The sequence below is a fragment of the Streptomyces sp. CNT360 genome, assembly GCF_000424785.1.
In genome coordinates this window covers 913781-931851 of the sequence record NZ_AUKO01000001.1, presented here as the reverse complement: position 1 = coordinate 931851, position 18071 = coordinate 913781, and the positions used below count along the sequence as shown (strand labels likewise).

Annotated in this window: 15 protein-coding genes and 1 pseudogene; 7 read left to right on the top strand and 9 right to left on the bottom strand. The window is 73.1% G+C overall.

Going from position 1 to position 18071, the window contains the following annotated elements:
- Window positions 1-179: 179 nt before the first annotated feature.
- The 3 genes from H297_RS0103965 to H297_RS0103955 all read left to right on the top strand — a co-directional run bounded on the left by H297_RS0103965 (window position 180) and on the right by H297_RS0103955 (window position 4186).
- Window positions 180-419 carry an SCO4848 family membrane protein gene (locus tag H297_RS0103965; protein ID WP_027735989.1) on the top strand — a complete coding sequence of 80 codons (240 nt, stop codon included), beginning with the start codon at window positions 180-182 and terminating at the stop codon, window positions 417-419.
- 64 nt (window positions 420-483) lie between these two features.
- Window positions 484-1788 (top strand): metallophosphoesterase, encoded by a 1305-nt coding sequence (locus tag H297_RS0103960; protein ID WP_027735988.1) that lies wholly within the window; start codon window positions 484-486, stop codon window positions 1786-1788.
- 172 nt (window positions 1789-1960) lie between these two features.
- Entirely contained in the window at window positions 1961-4186 is a 2226-nt protein-coding gene (locus H297_RS0103955; protein ID WP_078513707.1) for an elongation factor G, read from the top strand.
- A 37-nt stretch (window positions 4187-4223) separates the two neighbouring features.
- Here H297_RS0103955 and H297_RS0103950 read toward each other — a convergent pair whose 3' ends face one another.
- Window positions 4224-5486: an acyl-CoA thioesterase/BAAT N-terminal domain-containing protein gene (locus H297_RS0103950; RefSeq protein WP_051351463.1), complete on the bottom strand. Its 1263-nt coding sequence runs from the start codon at window positions 5484-5486 to the stop codon at window positions 4224-4226.
- A gap of 742 nt (window positions 5487-6228) precedes the next feature.
- Window positions 6229-7698, bottom strand: coding sequence for an MFS transporter (locus H297_RS34355; protein WP_486589388.1), 1470 nt, complete (start codon window positions 7696-7698; stop codon window positions 6229-6231).
- A 253-nt stretch (window positions 7699-7951) separates the two neighbouring features.
- Here H297_RS34355 and H297_RS0103940 point away from each other — a divergent pair, with 253 nt between their 5' ends.
- Together H297_RS0103940 and H297_RS0103935 are read left to right on the top strand one after the other, a co-directional pair.
- On the top strand, window positions 7952-8509 hold the full coding sequence (locus H297_RS0103940; protein WP_027735985.1) for a quercetin 2,3-dioxygenase: 558 nt from the start codon (window positions 7952-7954) through the stop codon (window positions 8507-8509).
- Window positions 8506-9402, top strand: a complete 897-nt coding sequence (locus H297_RS0103935; protein ID WP_027735984.1) for an alpha/beta hydrolase — start codon at window positions 8506-8508, stop codon at window positions 9400-9402. The genes H297_RS0103940 and H297_RS0103935 overlap by 4 nt, the downstream gene beginning before the upstream one ends.
- Window positions 9403-9549: 147 nt before the next feature.
- Here the strand turns inward: H297_RS0103935 and H297_RS0103930 are convergent, their stop codons facing one another.
- The 5 genes from H297_RS0103930 to H297_RS34350 form a co-directional block, all read right to left on the bottom strand.
- Entirely contained in the window at window positions 9550-10329 is a 780-nt protein-coding gene (locus H297_RS0103930) for a succinate dehydrogenase iron-sulfur subunit (RefSeq protein WP_027735983.1), read from the bottom strand.
- Between the two features lie 118 nt (window positions 10330-10447).
- Window positions 10448-12220, bottom strand: coding sequence for a succinate dehydrogenase flavoprotein subunit (sdhA, locus tag H297_RS0103925; protein WP_037792576.1), 1773 nt, complete (start codon window positions 12218-12220; stop codon window positions 10448-10450).
- A gap of 31 nt (window positions 12221-12251) precedes the next feature.
- Complete coding sequence (locus tag H297_RS0103920; protein WP_027735981.1) at window positions 12252-12746, bottom strand: succinate dehydrogenase hydrophobic membrane anchor subunit; 495 nt, start codon at window positions 12744-12746, stop codon at window positions 12252-12254.
- 6 nt (window positions 12747-12752) lie between these two features.
- Window positions 12753-13133, bottom strand: coding sequence for a succinate dehydrogenase, cytochrome b556 subunit (gene sdhC, locus H297_RS0103915; protein WP_027735980.1), 381 nt, complete (start codon window positions 13131-13133; stop codon window positions 12753-12755).
- 157 nt (window positions 13134-13290) lie between these two features.
- Window positions 13291-13833: a 2-oxo-4-hydroxy-4-carboxy-5-ureidoimidazoline decarboxylase gene (locus tag H297_RS34350; protein ID WP_051351462.1), complete on the bottom strand. Its 543-nt coding sequence runs from the start codon at window positions 13831-13833 to the stop codon at window positions 13291-13293.
- A gap of 180 nt (window positions 13834-14013) precedes the next feature.
- On the opposite strand from H297_RS34350, the gene H297_RS34345 reads away from it, so the two are divergent.
- Window positions 14014-15657 carry a beta-N-acetylhexosaminidase gene (locus H297_RS34345; protein ID WP_078513706.1) on the top strand — a complete coding sequence of 548 codons (1644 nt, stop codon included), beginning with the start codon at window positions 14014-14016 and terminating at the stop codon, window positions 15655-15657.
- Between the two features lie 52 nt (window positions 15658-15709).
- On the opposite strand, the gene H297_RS34340 is transcribed toward H297_RS34345, so the two are convergent.
- Window positions 15710-16348, bottom strand: a complete 639-nt coding sequence (locus tag H297_RS34340) for a TetR/AcrR family transcriptional regulator (protein WP_064744772.1) — start codon at window positions 16346-16348, stop codon at window positions 15710-15712.
- Between the two features lie 99 nt (window positions 16349-16447).
- Between H297_RS34340 and H297_RS0103895 the strand changes: the two genes are divergently transcribed.
- Window positions 16448-17374: an NmrA family NAD(P)-binding protein gene (locus tag H297_RS0103895; RefSeq protein ID WP_027735979.1), complete on the top strand. Its 927-nt coding sequence runs from the start codon at window positions 16448-16450 to the stop codon at window positions 17372-17374.
- A gap of 65 nt (window positions 17375-17439) precedes the next feature.
- Here the strand turns inward: H297_RS0103895 and H297_RS41130 are convergent.
- A pseudogene (locus tag H297_RS41130) lies at window positions 17440-18017 on the bottom strand (DNA glycosylase AlkZ-like family protein); the annotation flags it as partial.
- Window positions 18018-18071 lie beyond the last annotated feature (54 nt).

Below are 18071 nucleotides of genomic sequence, written 5' to 3'. Positions count from 1 at the left end.
TTCTTGGGTGTGGGTGTCCTCACACCGCCGCCCGACCGGAGTGCCGGGCGGCCCCCGGGCGGTCGACGGACGGCCCCTGGGTGGGGCGGCACAGAGGGGCCGTCCATACTGGAGCCATGCACGACACCTCCACGGCGGCCCCCGCCACGGACGCCGAGAACCGGCCGCGGCGGACGGGACTGGTGCTGTCCCGCCGCGTCTCCGCCTTCCTGCTGGCCTTCGGGGTGTGGTCCTGGTTCGTCTGGATCACCTTCGTGAAAAACCTCTGGAAGGACGGCAGCGGACTGGCATTCGACGATGCCGGGAATCCGACCGGTTACTTTTGGATCCATCTGCTGCTGGCGATCACCTCCTTCCTGCTGGGAACGGCGATCGGCCTGATCGGTCTCAGAGGGCTCCGGGCGGCCCGGCGCAGCTAGACGACGGCGTACAGGGCCGGATGGGGGCGTACGGGGCCCGGAACGAGGGGGAGGGACAGCCGGGATGGTGGCTGTGGGCGTTGTGGTGGGGCTCGTCGTGCTCGGCGTACTCGTGGGAGCCCACCACTACCTGTGGCGGCGCTTCGTACGCGACGTGACGGCACCCGGTGGCGCATGGCGCCGTACCGGGACGGTACTGGCGGTGCTGCTGCCGCTCACCACGGTCGGCGCCCTCGTCTCCGGCCGCGCCGGTGCCCCCTTCCTGCTGGAGCAGATCCTCGCCTGGCCCGGCTACCTGTGGCTCGCCTGCCTCCTCTACCTGATGCTGGCCCTGCTCGCCGCCGAACTGGTCCGGTTCGTGCTGGCCCGCACGCCCTGGGGCAGGTCCCGCGGGGCACGGGGGACGGACGGCACGGAAGCGGCGGCAGCGCGCACGGGGACGACAGCAGCACCGGCCACCACGACGAGCGGCCCGGCACAGGCGACGACCGGATCGGCGGACGCGGGACCCGGCTCCGGGCTCGCCGTCCCCCTCTCGGCCGCCGTGCCCACCCGCCGGGTCTTCCTGGCCCGTACCGTCGCCGTCACGGCGGGCGTCGCGGGGCTGGGCACCACGGCGGCCGGGGCCTACAGCGTGTTGAACGGGCCGACGCTCAAGAACCTCACCGTTCCGCTGGCCAAGCTGGGCCGGCGGGCCTCCGGGTACCGGATCGCCGTCGTCAGCGACATCCACCTCGGCCCGATCCTGGGCCGCGCCCACACGCGGCGGATCGTCGAGACGATCAACCGCACCCAGCCGGACCTGGTCGCCGTCGTGGGCGACCTGGTCGACGGGACCGTAGCCGACCTCGGCTCCGCCGCCGAACCGCTGCGCGAGCTGCACTCCCGGCACGGCGCGTACTTCGTGACCGGCAACCACGAGTACTTCGGTGACGCCCGCTCGTGGATCGACCACCTCCGCGAGCTGAACGTCCACCCCCTGGAGAACGCCCGCCGGGAACTGCCCGGCTTCGACCTGGCCGGCGTCAACGACATCTCGGGTGAGGGCCAGGGCGAGGGCCCCGACTACGGCAAGGCGCTCGGTGACCGCGACACCGACCGCGCCGTCGTCCTGATGGCACACCAGCCGGTGATGATCCACGAGGCCGTCGACCACCACGTCGACCTCCAGCTCTCCGGCCACACGCACGGCGGTCAGCTCTGGCCCGGCAACCACCTCGCCGCTCTCGCCAACCCGACCGTGGCCGGGCTCGACCGCTACGGCGACACCCAGCTCTACGTCACCCGCGGCGCCGGCGCCTGGGGCCCGCCGGTGCGCGTGGGCGCCGACTCGGACATCACCGTCGTGCAGCTGGCGAGCAGGGCCTGACCACCCGGCCGACGTCCGGTACCGCCGGAAAACCCGTTGGTAGGCGGCCCACGCGGTGGCAGGATGCCCCCGACCGGACCGGCCCACCGACCCGCGGAGCGTGACATGCGGCGATTCCTCGACACGACCCAGTGCCCCTGCCGGCCGACGGACTTCGAGGACTCCCGTACCCATGACCGCACCCCGCGGCGGGCGCACCGAGCGTGCGTCCCGCACCCCGCGCACCACCTCCGGCACCACCCACGCTGACACCGCCACCCACGCTGACACCGCCACCCACCGCGACCCCGACCCGCAGGCCGGGACCGGCGTGCGCAACATCGGCATCCTCGCGCACGTCGACGCGGGAAAGACCAGCCTGACCGAGCGGCTGCTGCACCAGGCGGGGGCGATCCCCGTCCTCGGCAGCGTCGACGCGGGCAGCACCCGGACCGACACGGGCGCGCTCGAACGGCAGCGCGGAATCACCATCCGGTCGGGCGTCGTGTCCTTCACGGTGGGCGGCGCCCGGATCAATCTCCTCGACACCCCGGGACACGCCGACTTCATCGCGGAGGTGGAGCGGGCACTGGACGTGCTGGACGGCGCCGTCCTCGTCCTGTCCGCAGTGGAGGGCCTCCAGCCGCAGACCAGGGTGCTGATGCGGACCCTGCGGGAGATGCGGCTGCCCACGCTCCTGTTCGTCAACAAGATCGACCGCGCCGGGGCCCGGCCCGCCGCGCTGGTGAGCGAGGTGCGGCGGAAACTGGCCCCCCACGCGGTCCCCCTCCACCGCGTCCACGCCCCCGGAACCCGTTCGGCACGGGCGCTGCCACTGCGCCCGGACGACGATCCGGGCGCCCGCACAGACATCGCCGAGGTGCTGGCCGACCTGGACGAGGGGCTGCTGGCCCGGGTGGTGGACGGACCGCCGCCCACCGCGCGGGAGGTGACGGCAGCCCTCGCCGCCCACACCGCACGCGGCGCGGCCCACCCCCTCTACTTCGGGTCGGCACTGACCGGCGAGGGCGTCGCCGCGCTCGCCGAGGGCATGGGCCGGCTGCTGCCCGCCGCGTGCGACGGCGCGGGCGCTGCCGGGGGCGAGTACGGCAGCGCGGGAGCCGGCACGGCCGCCACGAGCACGGCCACGAGCACGGGTGCGACGGGCCCGGTGGTGGCGGACTCCGCTGCGACGGCTTCCGGAGAGGCGGGCAGCAGCGACCGGGAGCCCGCCGGGCCCCGGGGGACGGTGTTCGCGATGGAGAGCGGTGCCTCGGGTGAACGCCTCGCGTACGTACGGCTGTTCGCGGGGACGCTGGCACCGCGTGAGCGCCTGACGCTGCGTCGGCGTACCGCTGGAGGCGACCTGGAGGAGCACGACGGGCGCATCACCTCGCTGGAGGTGATCGGCGCGCCCGACCGGACCCCCGCGCTGCTGCGGGCCGGCGAGATCGGGCGGATCCGCGGACTGGCACGGGTGCGCGTCGGTGACACCGTCGGCACGGGCGACGATCCGCGCGCCCGCGGTACGCACTTCGCCCCGCCCACGCTCCAGTCGGTCGTGCGCCCCGCCGAGCCCGGGCCCGCGGCCGCGTCCCGGCTCCGTACGGCGCTGCTGCGGATGGCCGACGAGGACCCGCTCCTGCACGCGAGGCCGGAACCCGACGGCGCCACCTCCGTGCTGCTGTACGGGGAGGTGCAGAAGCAGATCGTCGGCGCCACCCTCGCCCAGGAGCACGGCATCGAGGCGGTCTTCGAGCGCTCCCGCACGCTGTGCCGGGAGCGCCCGGTGGGCACCGGGGAGGCGGCCGACGGGATCGGCGACCGCGGTCGCCACGCCCCGGCAGCCGACGGCCACTGGGCCACCGTCGGCCTGCGCGTGGCGCCCGGCCCGTGGGGGAGCGGCGTCGCCTTCCGGTACGAGACCGAGTTGGGCGCCCTCCCGTACGCGTTCCACCGGGCGATCGAGGAGACGGTGCACCGCGCGCTGCGCACCGGCCCGCACGGATGGGAGGTCACCGACTGCGTGGTCACGCTGGTGCGTTCGGGCTTCGCCGGCCCCCTCAGCACCGCGAGCGACTTCCGCGGCCTGACGCGGCTGGTGGCGGCGCGGGCGCTTCAGCGGGCCGGCACCCGCGTGTACGAGCCGTACCACGCCTTCGAAGCGGAGGTACCGCGCGGCGCCCTGGCCCACGTGACGGGCGTGCTGGCCACCCTCGCCGCCTCCCTCACCGACACGACGGCGGGCGACCAGGTGTGCTCCCTCACCGGCACCCTTCCCGCCCGCAACGACGCCGCCGCACGTCAGGCCCTGCCGGGGCTCACCCGGGGCGAGGGGGTGTGGTGGTCCCGCCCGGCGGGGGAGCAGCCGCGCACCGGCGGCTCGGCGGCGGACCGTCGTCCGGACACTCCGACGTGAAACCGTGTCCCGTGGACGGATGCGGGCCGCGGCGCGGTCACTTCAGCAGCTTCAGCACCTGCGGCCACGAGTCGGCGCGGGCTTCCTGGTCGGCGCGGGAGGTGCTGGTGACCGCCCCGTTCGCGCCCCCCTCCTGACCGGGCTGGGCGAGCGGGAACCAGTTCACGTGGTGGCCGGCGCCCGGGTAGACGAGCTTCTTCGCTCCCTGCCCGGCCATCCGCCCCGCCGAGGCCTGCGAGCCCCACATCTTGTCGTTGCCGCCCGCGACCGTCAGCACGGTTCCGCGCACGCGGTCGAGCGGGATGGGGCCGGTGGGGACGGGCCTCCCGTGATCCGTCCACGCGGTGGTACCGCTCCGGTACGGGCCGTTGACGTCGGAGGAGGGCGCGTACGCGATCACGTCGTGGAAGACCTCGGGCCGCCGCTGCCCCAGCAACTGCGCGGCCTCGCTGCCCCGCGAGTTGCCCATGACGGCCAGCCGGTCCGGGTCGGCCCCCTCCTGTTTGCGCAGCAGCTCACCGGCGCGGGTGAAGTAGTCGAGGTCGATGGCGTCGATGCCGTTCGGGCGGCCGGAGCCCCTGCCGCAGTCGAAGTAGCACACCGACATCGCCGGGTGCCCGCGCGAGGCCAGCAGCGCCGCCGTGTAGGTGCCGGCGTTGCCGCCCTCGGAGCCGCCGAACACCAGGACGGGCGCCTTGCGGTCACCGCCCTCGGGCGGCAGGTACAGGTCCCCGGCGACCTTGTTCCTGGCCACGGTCAGCTTCCGGTGCGTGGTGCCCTTCGTCAGCCACTCGCGGACCAGGTCGCGGCGGGCGAGGCGCTCCCCCTTGTGCGCTCCCGACGCGGCGGTCGCGGTGAAGCGCACCGAGTAGCCGCGCTGTTCGCCGGGCGAGCCGGGATGGTAGGAGAACGCGTTCCCGCTGCCGATCGTGCGGGCCTCGCGCCCGCCCGTGGGCAGCATGCTCTCCAGCAGCTTGCCGGTGCCGTCCTCGCCCAGGTCGACGGTGCCCTTGCCGTCGGCGGTACGGGCCACCGTCGCCGCCCACTCCTGGCCCCGCTGGTCCTTCGCCCGCGCGAGCACGGTGACACGGGTGCCCGGAGCGAGCCCCTTCAGCCGTACGGTCACGGGCTGGTCCGCGAGGGCGCGGGCGCGGTCCGTCTCGAAGTGCACCCCGTCCCGCCCCGAGGGCTTGGCGGGCTCGGCCGCCCCGCCCTCGCCGCCACTCGCGCAGCCCGCCGCGGCGAGGGCCACGGTCAGGGCCGCGGCTGCCGTCGTCCGTAGGTTCCGCATGCGTCCCATCCGGCGCACGATACGCAACCGCTTCCGCGCCCCACGAAAAGGGGCACCTGCGGACCCACCGCAAGCGGCCCCCGGGCCGGTCCGGTGCCGACGGTCGTTCGGTACCCGGCGGCTGCCTGCCGCCTGCCATCGTCTGGGTGCCTGCGGCCGTCCGGCGCTCGCGGCTGTCCGGTGCCCGCGTCCACGGGGGCTCCCTGGTTGTCCGGGGCCTGTGGCCCTTCGGCTGTCAGCTCGCCGCACTCGTCTGGTGCCTGTGGCTGTCCGGACCTGGCCGTCCGGTGCCTACGGTCGCCCTGCCGCCCTGCCGCCCTGCCGCCCTGCCGCCCTGCCGCCCTGCCGCCCTGCCGCCCTGCCGCCCGCAGCCCGGGGCCGTCCGTCCGGCTCTCCGGCGGGGGCGGTGCGCCGATGGGCCAGTAGGTGGCCGGGGCGCTTCGGCCGGGGGACGGGGACGGACGCCCGGATGTCGGTGGCCGGGCAAGGCCGGAGGCCGGAGGGTCGGTGAACGGCGATCCCGATGACGGTGCGGCGCACGACGAGCACGGTCCGGCTGGGTCCGACACCGCCCAGCCGGGGCGACTGTGGCTTCTGTAGTCACTGGGGCTTCTGGGCTCGTTGGGGCGGCAGGGACCGTTAGGGGCCGACCGGGTCAGGCAGGGTCAGGCCGGTGTCGGCCGGGGCTGACGGGGATCCAGTCGGAGTCGACCGGGGCCGACCGAAGCTGGCCGTGGGTCGACGGTCCGGCTCAGATCGGTCCGGGTGGCTGCCCGGGTGAGGCGGCGCCGGGTGGGCCTGCCGCCCGACCGTCGACGTCGGCTCCCTGACTGTCTACGTCGGCCGCCCGGCCATCGACATCGGCCGCCAGGACATCCGCGTCAGCCGCGCGGGTGTCCGTGTCGGCTCCGTGGGTGTCTGTGCGAGTCGTTCGGGTATCGGCATCCGTCGTGCGGGCGTCGGCGTCGGGCGCCGTCGGGGCGCCCGGCGTGAAGTGCCGTACCGCCGGGACCGCAGCCGTCACCGCTCCGGCGGCTGCCAGAACGGCTGCCACCGTCAGCGGGACTCCGGAACCCCACCGGGACGCCGCCCACGGGCCGAGGGTGTAGCCGACCGGCATGGCGGCCAGCGAGAGCAGCCAGTCGTAGGAGGTGACCCGGGCCAGCGCGGTCGGCGGGACGGCGTTCTGCACCGTCGTCTGCCAGGTCGGGTTGAGGTAGCCGAGGCCCGCCATGGCCACCCCGTACGAGGTGACGGTCCAGGGGGCGGGTGCGGCGGCGGCGAACAGGGCGAGGGGCAGGCAGAACAGCGGGCCGAGCAGGTTCACCGTCAGCACGGGGCGGCGCGGGTGGATGCGGGAGGCGCAGGCGTTGCCGATCAACAGCCCTACCCCGCCCGCCTGCACGACGGCCACCCAGACGCCCTCGCCGCCCAGCCGCTCCACCGCGACGGCCGGGCCCAGGACGAGCAGCATGGCGATGGCCACGTTGTGCACGGCGTGCGCCAGCAGGCTGGGCCAGTACCAGGCGCGGCCGACGACCTCGCTCCAGCCCTCGGCGAGGTCGGCGCGGAACGCACGCTTGGGCAGCGGCACGTGCGCCACCCGCAGCAGCGTCAGCAGGCAGGCGCTGACGGCGAAGGTGGCCGCGTCCAGCACGAAGGCCCAGCCCGGTCCTGCGGTGAGGACGAGGAGACCGGCGAGGGCGGGGCCGCCGAGTCTGGCGGCGCTCTCGGCGGTGGCGATCAGCGCGTTGGCCCGTTGCCGCCCCGCTTCCCGGACGGTGCCCGCCACCAGGGGGTACAGGCAGGGCATCGCGAAGGCGGAGGCCGCGCCGCCGACGGCCTCGGCGACGCACAGCACCGTCAAAGAGGGTTCACCGCCGAGCAGTTGCAGCCCGACCAGCAGTTGGGAGGCGCACCGCAGGAGGTCGGTGACCAGGGCGACGGTCCGGGCACGGAAGCGGTCCGCGAGGACTCCGCCCACGGGCAGCAGCACCAGTTTGGGCACCATCGCGCAGCCCATGACGAGGGCGAGCGCCGCCGTGGACCCGGTGGCCCGCAGCACGGCGAGGCTCAGCGCGGTGGGGACGACGGCGTCGCCGAGCAGGGAGAGGGCGCGGCCGGTGAACAGTAGGCGGAAGTCGCGGGTGCGCAGCGGTCGGACCCCGGAGGCGGGGGCGGCGGCGTCGGCTGCGGCGGCGGAGGCGGAGGCGGGCGGCATGAGGCGCACGCTAGGCGCCCCGCCGTGCCGGCGGCGGGCATATCGCCGATGGCGTATCCGGTCCCGTCCCCGTGCGGCGCACGACGAGGCGTGCCCCGCCCGTCCGCGCCGGCGAGGCCCGCCCGTGACCTGTGTGGGGGCGGTTGGCGGGTGGTTGCCCGGTGACGGGGCGCTGTGGCAGGGTACCGGAAAAACGTCAGGCTACCTGACATGTGATCGTCCGTGCTGTCCGTCCCCGCCGCCGGAGGCCCCCATGACCGCCGAATTCGCCACCCGCCACCGCCGCGCTTCCGCCATCCCGCCCGACCCGGGCAGGCCGTACGTCGTCGAGCAGGGCGAGGGGGACCGCGCCCACCTGTTCGGTGACCTGATCACCGTCTACGCGGGCGCCGAGCAGACGGAGGGCCTCTTCAACTTCTTCACCGTCGAGGGGCCCAAGGGCGACCTCATCCCTGCCCACGTGCACTCCGACACCTACGAGGTCTTCTACGTCACCCACGGCGCGGTCCGCCTCTTCGTCGAGGACACCGAGGGCGAGCAGCAGGAACGCGTGCTGACGCCGGGCGACTTCGGGTTCGTGCCCAGGAACTGCCCGCACGCCTACCGGATGGAGCGCCATCACACTCGGATCGTCGGCGTCGCCGCGGGCCCCGGCGGCACCTTCGAGCGGTTCTTCGAGACCATGGGGGAGCCCACCGAGCGCCATGGCGTCCCGCACGAGCCGGTCGTACCGGCACCGGAGACCTTCCACACCGTGCCCGAGCAGTACGACGTGCGCTTCCTGCCCGACCACCAGTGGAGAACGACGTGAGCCCCCTCGACCCGGCCCTGCTCGCAGCGATCCAGGCCCCGCACCCGGACAGCGCCCCGCTCCCGCCCGGCGCGGTCCTCGACGACGGCGTCCGGCTGCTGCGCGGCGTCCCCTACGCCGTGCCCGACGGAGGCCGCCCGCTGGAGGCCGACCTGTGGCTGCCCGCCCGGGCGGCGGACGACGGCGCCGGGCCCGTACCCGTGGTGCTCTTCGTGCACGGAGGGGCGTGGCTGCGGGGGCGGCGGGACGACATGGGGCTGCGCACCCGTGACTGGCGGCCGGGCCCGTTCGCCCGGATCGCGGCCACCGGGTGCGCGGTCGCCTGCGTCGACTACCGGCTCAGTGGCGAGGCCCGCTTCCCCGCCCCGCTGGAGGACCTGCGGACCGCCCTGCGCTGGCTGACCGTCCGCTCCGCCGAGCTCGGCATCGACACCGCCCGCACCGTGGCCTGGGGCGACTCCGCGGGCGGGCACCTGGCTTCGCTGCTGGCGCTGACCCACCGTGAGCCGCCCTTGGCGGGCGCCGTCGTCTGGTACGGCCCCGCCGACCTGACCGCCGCGCGGGGCGGCTTCTCCCCGGAGGCGCCCGCGACCCCCGAGGCCCGGCTGCTGGGAGCCGCACCGGCCTCGGTACCCGAACTCGCCCGCGCCGCCAGCCCGTTGCGGCAGGTGCACGACCAGGCGCCGCCGTTCTTCCTGGTGCACGGCGCGCGGGACGTGATGGTGGACCGCACCCACAGCGAGGACCTGACAGCAGCCCTCCACCAGGCCGGCGCCTCCGCCGAGCTCCGCCTCGTCCCCGACGCCGACCACGCCTGGTACGGCGCCGCCCCGGACGACGTGGAAGACCTCTTCACCGCCTCCCTGGCCTTCGTCCACCACCAGGTCTCCTGACCCCCGGGCACCCTCCTGCCTCTTCCCTCACCTCCGACACCCCCGCCCCGGAACGGGCGCGCCGGACACACGGCAGTTGCAGCGGCACACGGCTGAGCGCCGGGCCCCGAGAAGCGGGCCCGGCGCTCAGCCGTGATGTGTGGAAGCTCAGAAGCGGCGCGTGATCAGCGCTCGCTTCACCTCCTGGATGGCCTTGGTGACCTCGATGCCGCGCGGGCAGGCGTCCGTGCAGTTGAAGGTGGTGCGGCAGCGCCACACCCCGTCCTTGTCGTTGAGGATCTCCAGCCGCTGCTCACCGGCCTCGTCGCGGGAGTCGAAGATGAACCGGTGGGCGTTGACGATGGCCGCGGGGCCGAAGTACTGGCCGTCGTTCCAGAAGACCGGGCAGGACGACGTGCACGCGGCGCACAGGATGCACTTGGTGGTGTCGTCGAAGCGTTCGCGGTCCTCAGCGGACTGGTAGCGCTCCCGGGTCGGCTCGTTGCCGCTGGTGATCAGGAACGGCATGACGTCCCGGTACGCCTGGAAGAACGGGTCCATGTCGACCACCAGGTCCTTGAGGACCGTGAGGCCCTTGATGGCCTCGACGGTGATCGGCTTCTCGGGGCCGATGTCCTTGATCAGGGTCTTGCAGGCGAGCCGGTTGCGCCCGTTGATCCGCATGGCGTCCGAACCGCAGATGCCGTGCGCGCAGGAGCGGCGGAACGTCAGCGTCCCGTCGATCTCCCACTTGATCTTGTGCAGCGCGTCCAGGACGCGCTCCTTCGGGTCGATCTCCAGGGTGAAGTCCTGCCACTGCGGCTCGTCGGACACCTCCGGGTTGAACCGGCGGATCCGCAGCGTCACGGTGATCTGGTGCGTGGCACCGCTGTCCGCGGCGCCCGAGGGAGAGCCGGAGTCGTTCTTTTCCAGCGTTGCGGTGCTCACGCGTTCCTCCTGACGACGTGTGGCGATGCGGAAGTGCCGACGCGGGGCAGCGGAGCAGCGGGCCGCGCCGCCGCCTCCGGCCGGGGGTCCGGGGGATGTCCCCCGAGGGGTTGCAGCATCAGTACTTACGCTCCATCGGCTGGTAGCGGGTCTGCACGACCGGCTTGTAGTCCAGCCGGATCGACTCGGCACCGTCGTCGCCCACCTCGCGGTACGCCATGGTGTGCCGCATGAAGTTGACGTCGTCGCGGTTGGGGAAGTCCTCGCGGTAGTGACCGCCGCGCGACTCCTTGCGGGCCAGCGCGGAGACCGCGGTGACCTCGGCCAGGTCCAGCAGGTTGCCCAGTTCGAGGGCCTCCAGCAGGTCGGTGTTGAACCGCTTGCCCTTGTCCTGGACGCTGATGTCGCGGTAGCGCTTGCGCAGGGCGCCGATCTCCTCGACGGCCTCCTTCAGCGTCTGCTCCGTACGGAAGACCATGACGTTCTTGTCCATGCACTCCTGGAGCGCCCGGCGGATCTCGACCACGCGCTCGCTGCCGGTGGCGTCCCGCAGGTTCTCGATCTCGTCCAGCACGAACTTCGCCGGCACCTCGGGCAGCTCGACGTGGTCGGCGGTCGCCGCGTACTCGGCGGCGGCGATGCCCGCCCGGCGGCCGAAGACGTTGATGTCCAGCAGCGAGTTGGTGCCCAGCCGGTTGGCGCCGTGCACCGAGACGCAGGCCACCTCGCCCGCCGCGTACAGGCCGGGGACCGGCGTGGTGTTGTCCGACAGCACCTCGCCCTGCACGTTGGTGGGGATGCCGCCCATCGCGTAGTGCGCGGTCGGCTGGATCGGCACCGGGTCGGTGTACGGCTCGATGCCCAGGTAGGTGCGGGCGAACTCGGTGATGTCCGGCAGCTTGGCATCCAGCTGCTCCGGCGGCAGGTGGGTGAGGTCCAGGTAGACGTGGTCGCCCTCGGGGCCGCAGCCCCGGCCCTCGCGGATCTCGGTGTAGATCGCGCGGGAGACGACGTCGCGGGAGGCCAGGTCCTTCATGACGGGCGCGTACTTCTCCATGAAGCGCTCGCCGTCCTTGTTGCGGAGGATGCCGCCCTCACCGCGGGCGCCCTCCGTCAGCAGGATGCCCATCTTCCAGATGCCGGTCGGGTGGAACTGGAAGAACTCCATGTCCTCCAGCGGCAGCCCGCGCCGGAACGCGGCGGCCTGCCCGTCACCGGTGAGGGTGTGCGCGTTGGAGGTGACCTTGAAGAACTTGCCGTTGCCGCCCGAGGCGAAGACCACGGCCTTGGCCTGGAAGATGTGCACGTCTCCGGTGGCCAGCTCGTAGGCGACGACGCCGGCGGTCTTGCGGACGCCCTCGTCCTCGTTCAGCAGCAGGTCCAGGACGTAGAACTCGTTGAAGAACTCCACGCCCTCCTTGACGCAGTTCTGGTACAGCGTCTGGAGGATCATGTGGCCCGTGCGGTCCGCCGCGTAGCAGGAGCGGCGCACCGGGGCCTCGCCGTGGTTGCGGGAGTGCCCGCCGAACCGCCGCTGGTCGATCCTGCCCTGCGGGGTGCGGTTGAAGGGCAGGCCCATCTTCTCCAGGTCGAGGACGGAGTCGATGGCCTCCTTCGCCAGGATCTCGGCGGCGTCCTGGTCGACCAGGTAGTCACCGCCCTTGATCGTGTCGAAGGTGTGCCACTCCCAGTTGTCGTCCTCGACGTTGGCGAGGGCCGCCGCCATGCCGCCCTGCGCCGCACCGGTGTGCGAGCGGGTCGGGTACAGCTTGGTCAGCACGGCGGTGCGGCTGCGCTTGGTGGACTCGATGGCCGCACGCATGCCCGCGCCGCCCGCGCCGACGATGACGGTGTCGTACTTGTGGATCTGGACGTTGTTCACGTTGCTCATCGGGAAAACCTCAGCCTTCAGCCCCGGTGCGTCAGCGGATGTTCGGGTCGAAGGTGAAGATCACCAGCGTGCCCAGCAGGACGGTGAAGACGGTGGCCACGTACAGCAGCATCTTCAGCCAGAAGCGGGTGTTGTCGCGCTCGGCGTAGTCGTTGATCACCGTGCGCAGCCCGTTGGCGCCGTGCAGCATGGCCAGCCAGAGCATCGCCAGGTCCCACACCTGCCAGAACGGCGAGGCCCAGCGGCCCGCCACGAAGGCGAACCCGATCTTGCTGACGCCGCCGTCCAGCACCAGCTGGATCAGCAGGTGGCCCAGCACGAGCACCACCAGCACGATGCCCGACAGGCGCATGAACAGCCACGTCTGCATCTCGAAGTTGCCGCGGGACGCCTTGGGCGTCTTCGCGGTCCGCTTGCGGGGCGGCTCGATGACGGGGGCGGGGTGGTCCACGTCGAACAGCGCCACGTCGTCGGTGGGCTCGGTGGTCCCACCGTTCGCGGTCTCGGTCGTCTCGGTCGTCGACATCACGCATCAGCTCCCGAACAGCTCGCGCAGCGTGTGCTGCAGGACCGGGTAGAAGGCAGCGGCCATGAGGATGATCCACACGGTCATCACGGCCCAGAGCATGCGCTTCTGGTTCCTCGCACCCTTCGACCAGAAGTCCACGGCGATGACCCGCAGGCCGTTCAGCGCGTGGAAGAGGATGGCGGCCACCAGGCCGTACTCCATCAAGTTGACGAGGGGCGTCTTGTAGATCGCGATGGTGTCGTCGTACGCCTCGGGCGACACGCGGACGAGCGCGGTGTCGAGGACGTGCACGAACAGGAAGAAGAAGATGAGGACGCCGGTGACTCGGTGAGCCACCCAGGACCACATTCCTTCCCGGCCGCGGTACAGCGTTCCAGCCGGCACGGAAAAACCCTCCGGGAGCGGACATTGGGGCCTGCCGGCTTTGGGAGGTCGGGCGGGCCCGGCCGGGTACGGTCCTCCGGCCTCAGTCATCGTAGCGACGCCGTGTCGGCACCTTCGCCCAGGGGTGTGCAGGTGTGATCAATCAGGCACGGACGGCCTACCTGCGGTGTGAGCGGCGCCACGTCCGCGTGGTGCTGCCGCTGGTCGCCAGCCGGCCCAGCCGTCCCCGGGCCAGCCGGCGCAGCTCCTCCGCGGTGACCGCCCACTCCTCGTCCATGTCGTTGTCCAGCCGTGTCCTGATGCCCGCCAGAACGTGATCGAGCCGCTCCTCCACCGCGAACCCGTCCAGGCAGAAGAGAAAGGCGTGCCCGAACTTGCGCTCGTACGCGCGGTGGGCGGCCCGCAGCGCGGTGTGCGCGGCGAGGACTCCCGGTTTCGGTTCGGCCTCCAGCGGGTGCGCGGCCGGCTCGCCGGCCAGGGCCTCGCGCAGGTCGGCGGGGGACAGGTCGTAGCTGGCCTCGTCGGCCGCCGCGAGGAGTGCCTCCACGTCCGGATACGGTCGGTGGGCGGTGAGGCGCCGGGCCCAGCGGCGGCTGCCGCAGCAGCTCAGCAGGACGGTTTCGGCCTTTCGGGCGGCCGCCCGGTTCAGCCGGTCCAAAGGCGTACGTACCTGCGTCTGCTGGGGCGTGGGAAGACTCATGCGCTCCGTGGAGTCCGAAGGATCCCGGGTTGGATCGCGATGTCGGTGGTCTGGATTTCGACACCGTAGTGGCGGACGGGGAAAGATCGACCGTCCCGCCCGTGTTTTTCACCCGGAAGGGAACGCGCGGGAACGCATAGCTGACGGGGGACAGCCGGAAAGGGGAAATACCGTATTCGTATGGGACGAAACTGGCGAAGAAAGCTCGAACGGTCCGCCGCTGGAACGGCCGGTGCCGCCACCGGTACCGCGGCCGCCGGCGCCCGCGGCAGGGCGCTGGCCGTCGGGCTCGCCGTCGGCCTGCTCGCCCTGACCGGCTGCGGCGGGGGCGACGGCGGCGGGAGCTCGCCCTCCCCGTCCGGCGGCGGCTCCCAGCCCCCGCCCCCCAAGGGCCCCGACCGCGTCGGTCCCGCCCCCGTCGCCGTCCCCTCCGTGAGGGAGTGGAAGGCGGTACGCGGATCCGGCTGGGAGCGCACCAAGTACACCCGGGTGGTCACCTCGACCGACTCGCTCAAGGACGAGGCCGCGCTGCTCGCCGACGCGCTGGATGTGAAGGTGGCGGACGGTCCCGCCCGCACCGGCGACGTCGAACTCAAGCGCGGCAAGGATGTCAAGGGCGGCGGCGAAGCCTACGCCCTCACCAGCCGCGACGGCACGGTCACCGTCACCGGCGGCGGCGACGCGGGCGTCTTCTACGGTACCCGCACCCTGCTGCAGACCTACCGCGCCCAGCACCGCTTCGCCGAGGGCACCGTCCACGACGCCCCGGACCGCGCCCAGCGCGGCTTCTCCCTCGACATCGCCCGCAAGGACTTCAGCGCCGACTGGATCAAGGCCCGCATCCGGGAGATGGGCGACGAGAAGCTCAACCAGCTCCAGCTCCACCTCTCCGACGACCAGGCCTTCCGCGTCGAGAGCGACACCCACCCCGAGATCGTCTCCGACCCGCACCTGACCAAGGGCCAGGTGCGGGACATCGTGAAGCTGGCCGCCTCCCGGCACATCACCGTCGTCCCGGAGATCGACTCGCCCGGCCACCTCGGCTCCGTCATCCGCGCCCACCCCGACCTCCAGCTGCGCGGCGCGGGCGGACAGAAGCCGGCCGGCACCGTCGACATCAGCAAGCCGGAGGCCGCGAAGATCGTCGACGACCTGCTCGGCGAGTACGCCGACCTCTTCCCGGGCAAGTACGCGCACGCCGGCGGCGACGAGTACATCGCGCTGATGTCGCAGAACCCGGAGGAGACCTACCCGGGGCTGGCCGAGGCGGCCCGCGACCGGTTCGGCAAGAAGGCCAGGATCCAGGACCTGACCACCGGCTGGCTCAACGACCGCGCCGCCACCCTGCGCAAGCACCACAAGATGCCGCAGGTGTGGAACGACGGAATGTACCGCGGCGGTGTCGCCAAGCCCTCCAAGCCCCGCCAGGTCGCCTACTGGACCGGCCGGGAGGAAGGGGAGCGGGACCCCGCCGAGTACCTGAAGGAGGGGTGGCAGGTGGTCAACCTCAACGACGAGTACCTGTACTACGTCATCGGCCAGCCCAACAACTTCACCTACCCCACGGGCGAACGCATCTACACGAGCTGGACCCCGGCCGTGGTCCGCGGCACCGAGCCGGTGCCTGACAAGTACGCCGGGCCCGACCGCATCGTCGGCGGACGCTTCGCCGTCTGGGGCGACCTCGCCGACGCGCAGACCCCCGCACAGGTCGCCCGCGGTATCCGGCTGCCTCTCGCCGCGACCGCTCAGAAGCTGTGGGACCCGCGGAAGCCGCAGCGCTCCTGGAAGGACTTCGTGAAGCTGGTGGACCAGGTCGGCTGAGCAGCCGCGCAGGCGGCCGCCCGCACCGCCACCGGGTGGACGGAGACTGTCCTCACCGGACGACGGAGACGAGGGGGCCGCCTCCCCGGCTCGCGCCGCTACCGCGCGCCCCGCCCGCCTCCCTCGGTGGCGGGTTCTGCGGGCTCAGTCCCCTGGCCGCCAGCCGGAGCAGCCGCTTTGCCGAAGCGGCGGGGTCGGGGTGGTGTTCGGTGGCCATCGCGAGTCCGACGACCAGCGTGATCAGGTCGGCCGCTGTGACATCCGGGTCCATGGCCCCGTCCCGCACGGCGTCGTCCAGCAGGGGCCCTGCTGCCTGCTGGAGGGTCGTCGCGCAGCTGTTGTCGTGCGCGGAACCGTCGTAGGAGAGGGCGATCGCCAGCTCGCGGGCTCGCACGCAGTAAGCGACGACCTCTTCGAGCCAGGCCACCAGCACGGCCTGCCGGTCGGTCCCGGGGCTGTCCGCCAGGTCGCGGGCGCGCGTGTGCAGGGCCTCGACCCGTTCGCGGGAGACCGCCTCCAGCAGCGCCCGGCGTGAGGGGAAGTGCCGACGCACCGTGGCCGAGCCGACCCCCGCGGTGCGCGCGATCTGTTCGAAGGACGCATCGGCGCCGCGTGCGGCGATCTCCTCCTCCGCCACCGCGAGGACGCGGAGGTAGTTGCGGCGGGCGTCGGCGCGCCTGTGCGCGGGCATGGCAGCATCTCCGGACTCGTTCACAAAACGGCGGGGCCCGCCATATCGTAGCGGGCAAGAAACGGCGCCCCCCGCCGTTTCACTGTCCCGGGAGTGACCATGCCGATCCCGTCCGCAGCACCCGTGCTCGTCACCGGCGCCACCGGCAAGCAAGGGGGCGCGACCGCACGCGCCTTGCTCGCCGCGGGGAGTCCCGTCCGTGCCCTGGTCCGCGACGCCACCACAGCACGGGCCGGGGCCGTCGAGGAGTTGGGGGCCGAACTGGTCACCGGCGACCTCGACGACCGTGCGTCCCTGGCCCGCGCCGCCGCGGGCGCCCGTGCGGTGTTCTCCGTGCAGATGCCCGCGGCGACCGGGGACGGCTTCGACTTCGAGGGCGAGGTGGCGCAGGCGCGCCACCTCGTCGAGGCCGCCCGGGAGGCCGGTGTGGCGCAGTTCGTGCACACCTCCGTGACCGGAGCCGGGCAGCACGTCGAGACGCCCGGCTGGGCCGAGGGCCGCTGGGCCTCGATGGAGGGCACGCTGGGGGCCAAGGCCGCGATCCAGGAGCTGGTCCGCGCGGCGGGCTTCCCGTACTGGACGCTTCTCAAGCCGGGCTTCTTCATGGAGAACTTCCTCCCCTCCAGCGCCTTCCTCTTCCCCCGTGGCGTCGAGGGCGGCCTGGTCAGCGTCCTGAACCCAGAGACCCGGCTGTCCCTGGTCGCGGTCGACGACATCGGAGCCGCAGCCGCGGCAGCCTTCGCAGACCCGCACACCTTCCACAAGGTCGAACTGGAGCTGGCGAGCGACCATCTGTCGATGACGCAGATCGCCGAGGTCCTCTCCGCGGCCCTGGGCACGCGCCTGTCAGCACCTGACATGACCGAGGCGCAGGCCAGGGCAGCCGGGATGCCCGGGCCGGGCGCCCACCACGAGTACCTGAACGTGGCCGGCCAGCCCGGCCGCCCCCGGTACGCGCGAGACCTCGGCATCCCCCTCACCACCTTCGAGACGTGGGCCCGCACGTACATGAGCCCCACCGCGTGACGTCGGCGGCCCCGCGCGGCAACGGGCGGAACAGTCCGGCAGGACGGGTCTGAAGCGTTCGCGCGTCAGTTCCCGGCGTCGAGTGCGATGCGCTCGATGTCCTCGTCCAGGAAGGCGGCCAGGCCCTGGGCCTCCGCACGGACGGCTTCCTGCTCCGCGGCGGTGAGGCGCCGGAGGGGGGCTGATGCGCAGCCGGTGAGCACGGCCCGGGCGGCGGTGACGCGCCCTTCGACGAGGACGGTGCGGTGGCCCGCGACGGACAGGCCGAGGTGGGGGCGTCGATGATGCGGCTCCCGTCGCGTAGCCGAGGATCGCGTTGCCGAGGCGGGGAGGAACCGCGCCGGGGCCGGCGTACCGGGGTCCGGGCGGGGGCGTCGGGCAGGTCGAGCAGTTCGCGGCCCTGTTCGTCGCGGAAGGCGAGCAGTTCTTCCCGTGCTGCCTCGACGGCGGCGGGCAGCCCCGCGAGGCCGCACCAGGCGCGGAGGTCCGAGCTGGTGGCGGGCCCGTAGGCGGCGAGGTACCGGCGGAGCAGCTGCTGCCCGACAGGGTCGTCGTCGGCCCAGTGCAGGGGCGGGGTGAGGCTGCTGCCCCAGCGGCGTGGAGGAGGTGCCTTACGCCTTGTACTCCGCGGTGGCGCTCGAAGTGCGGCGTGAGGTTGCTGATCTGCTGGGTGCAGCCGGTGGCACCGATGCGGCGG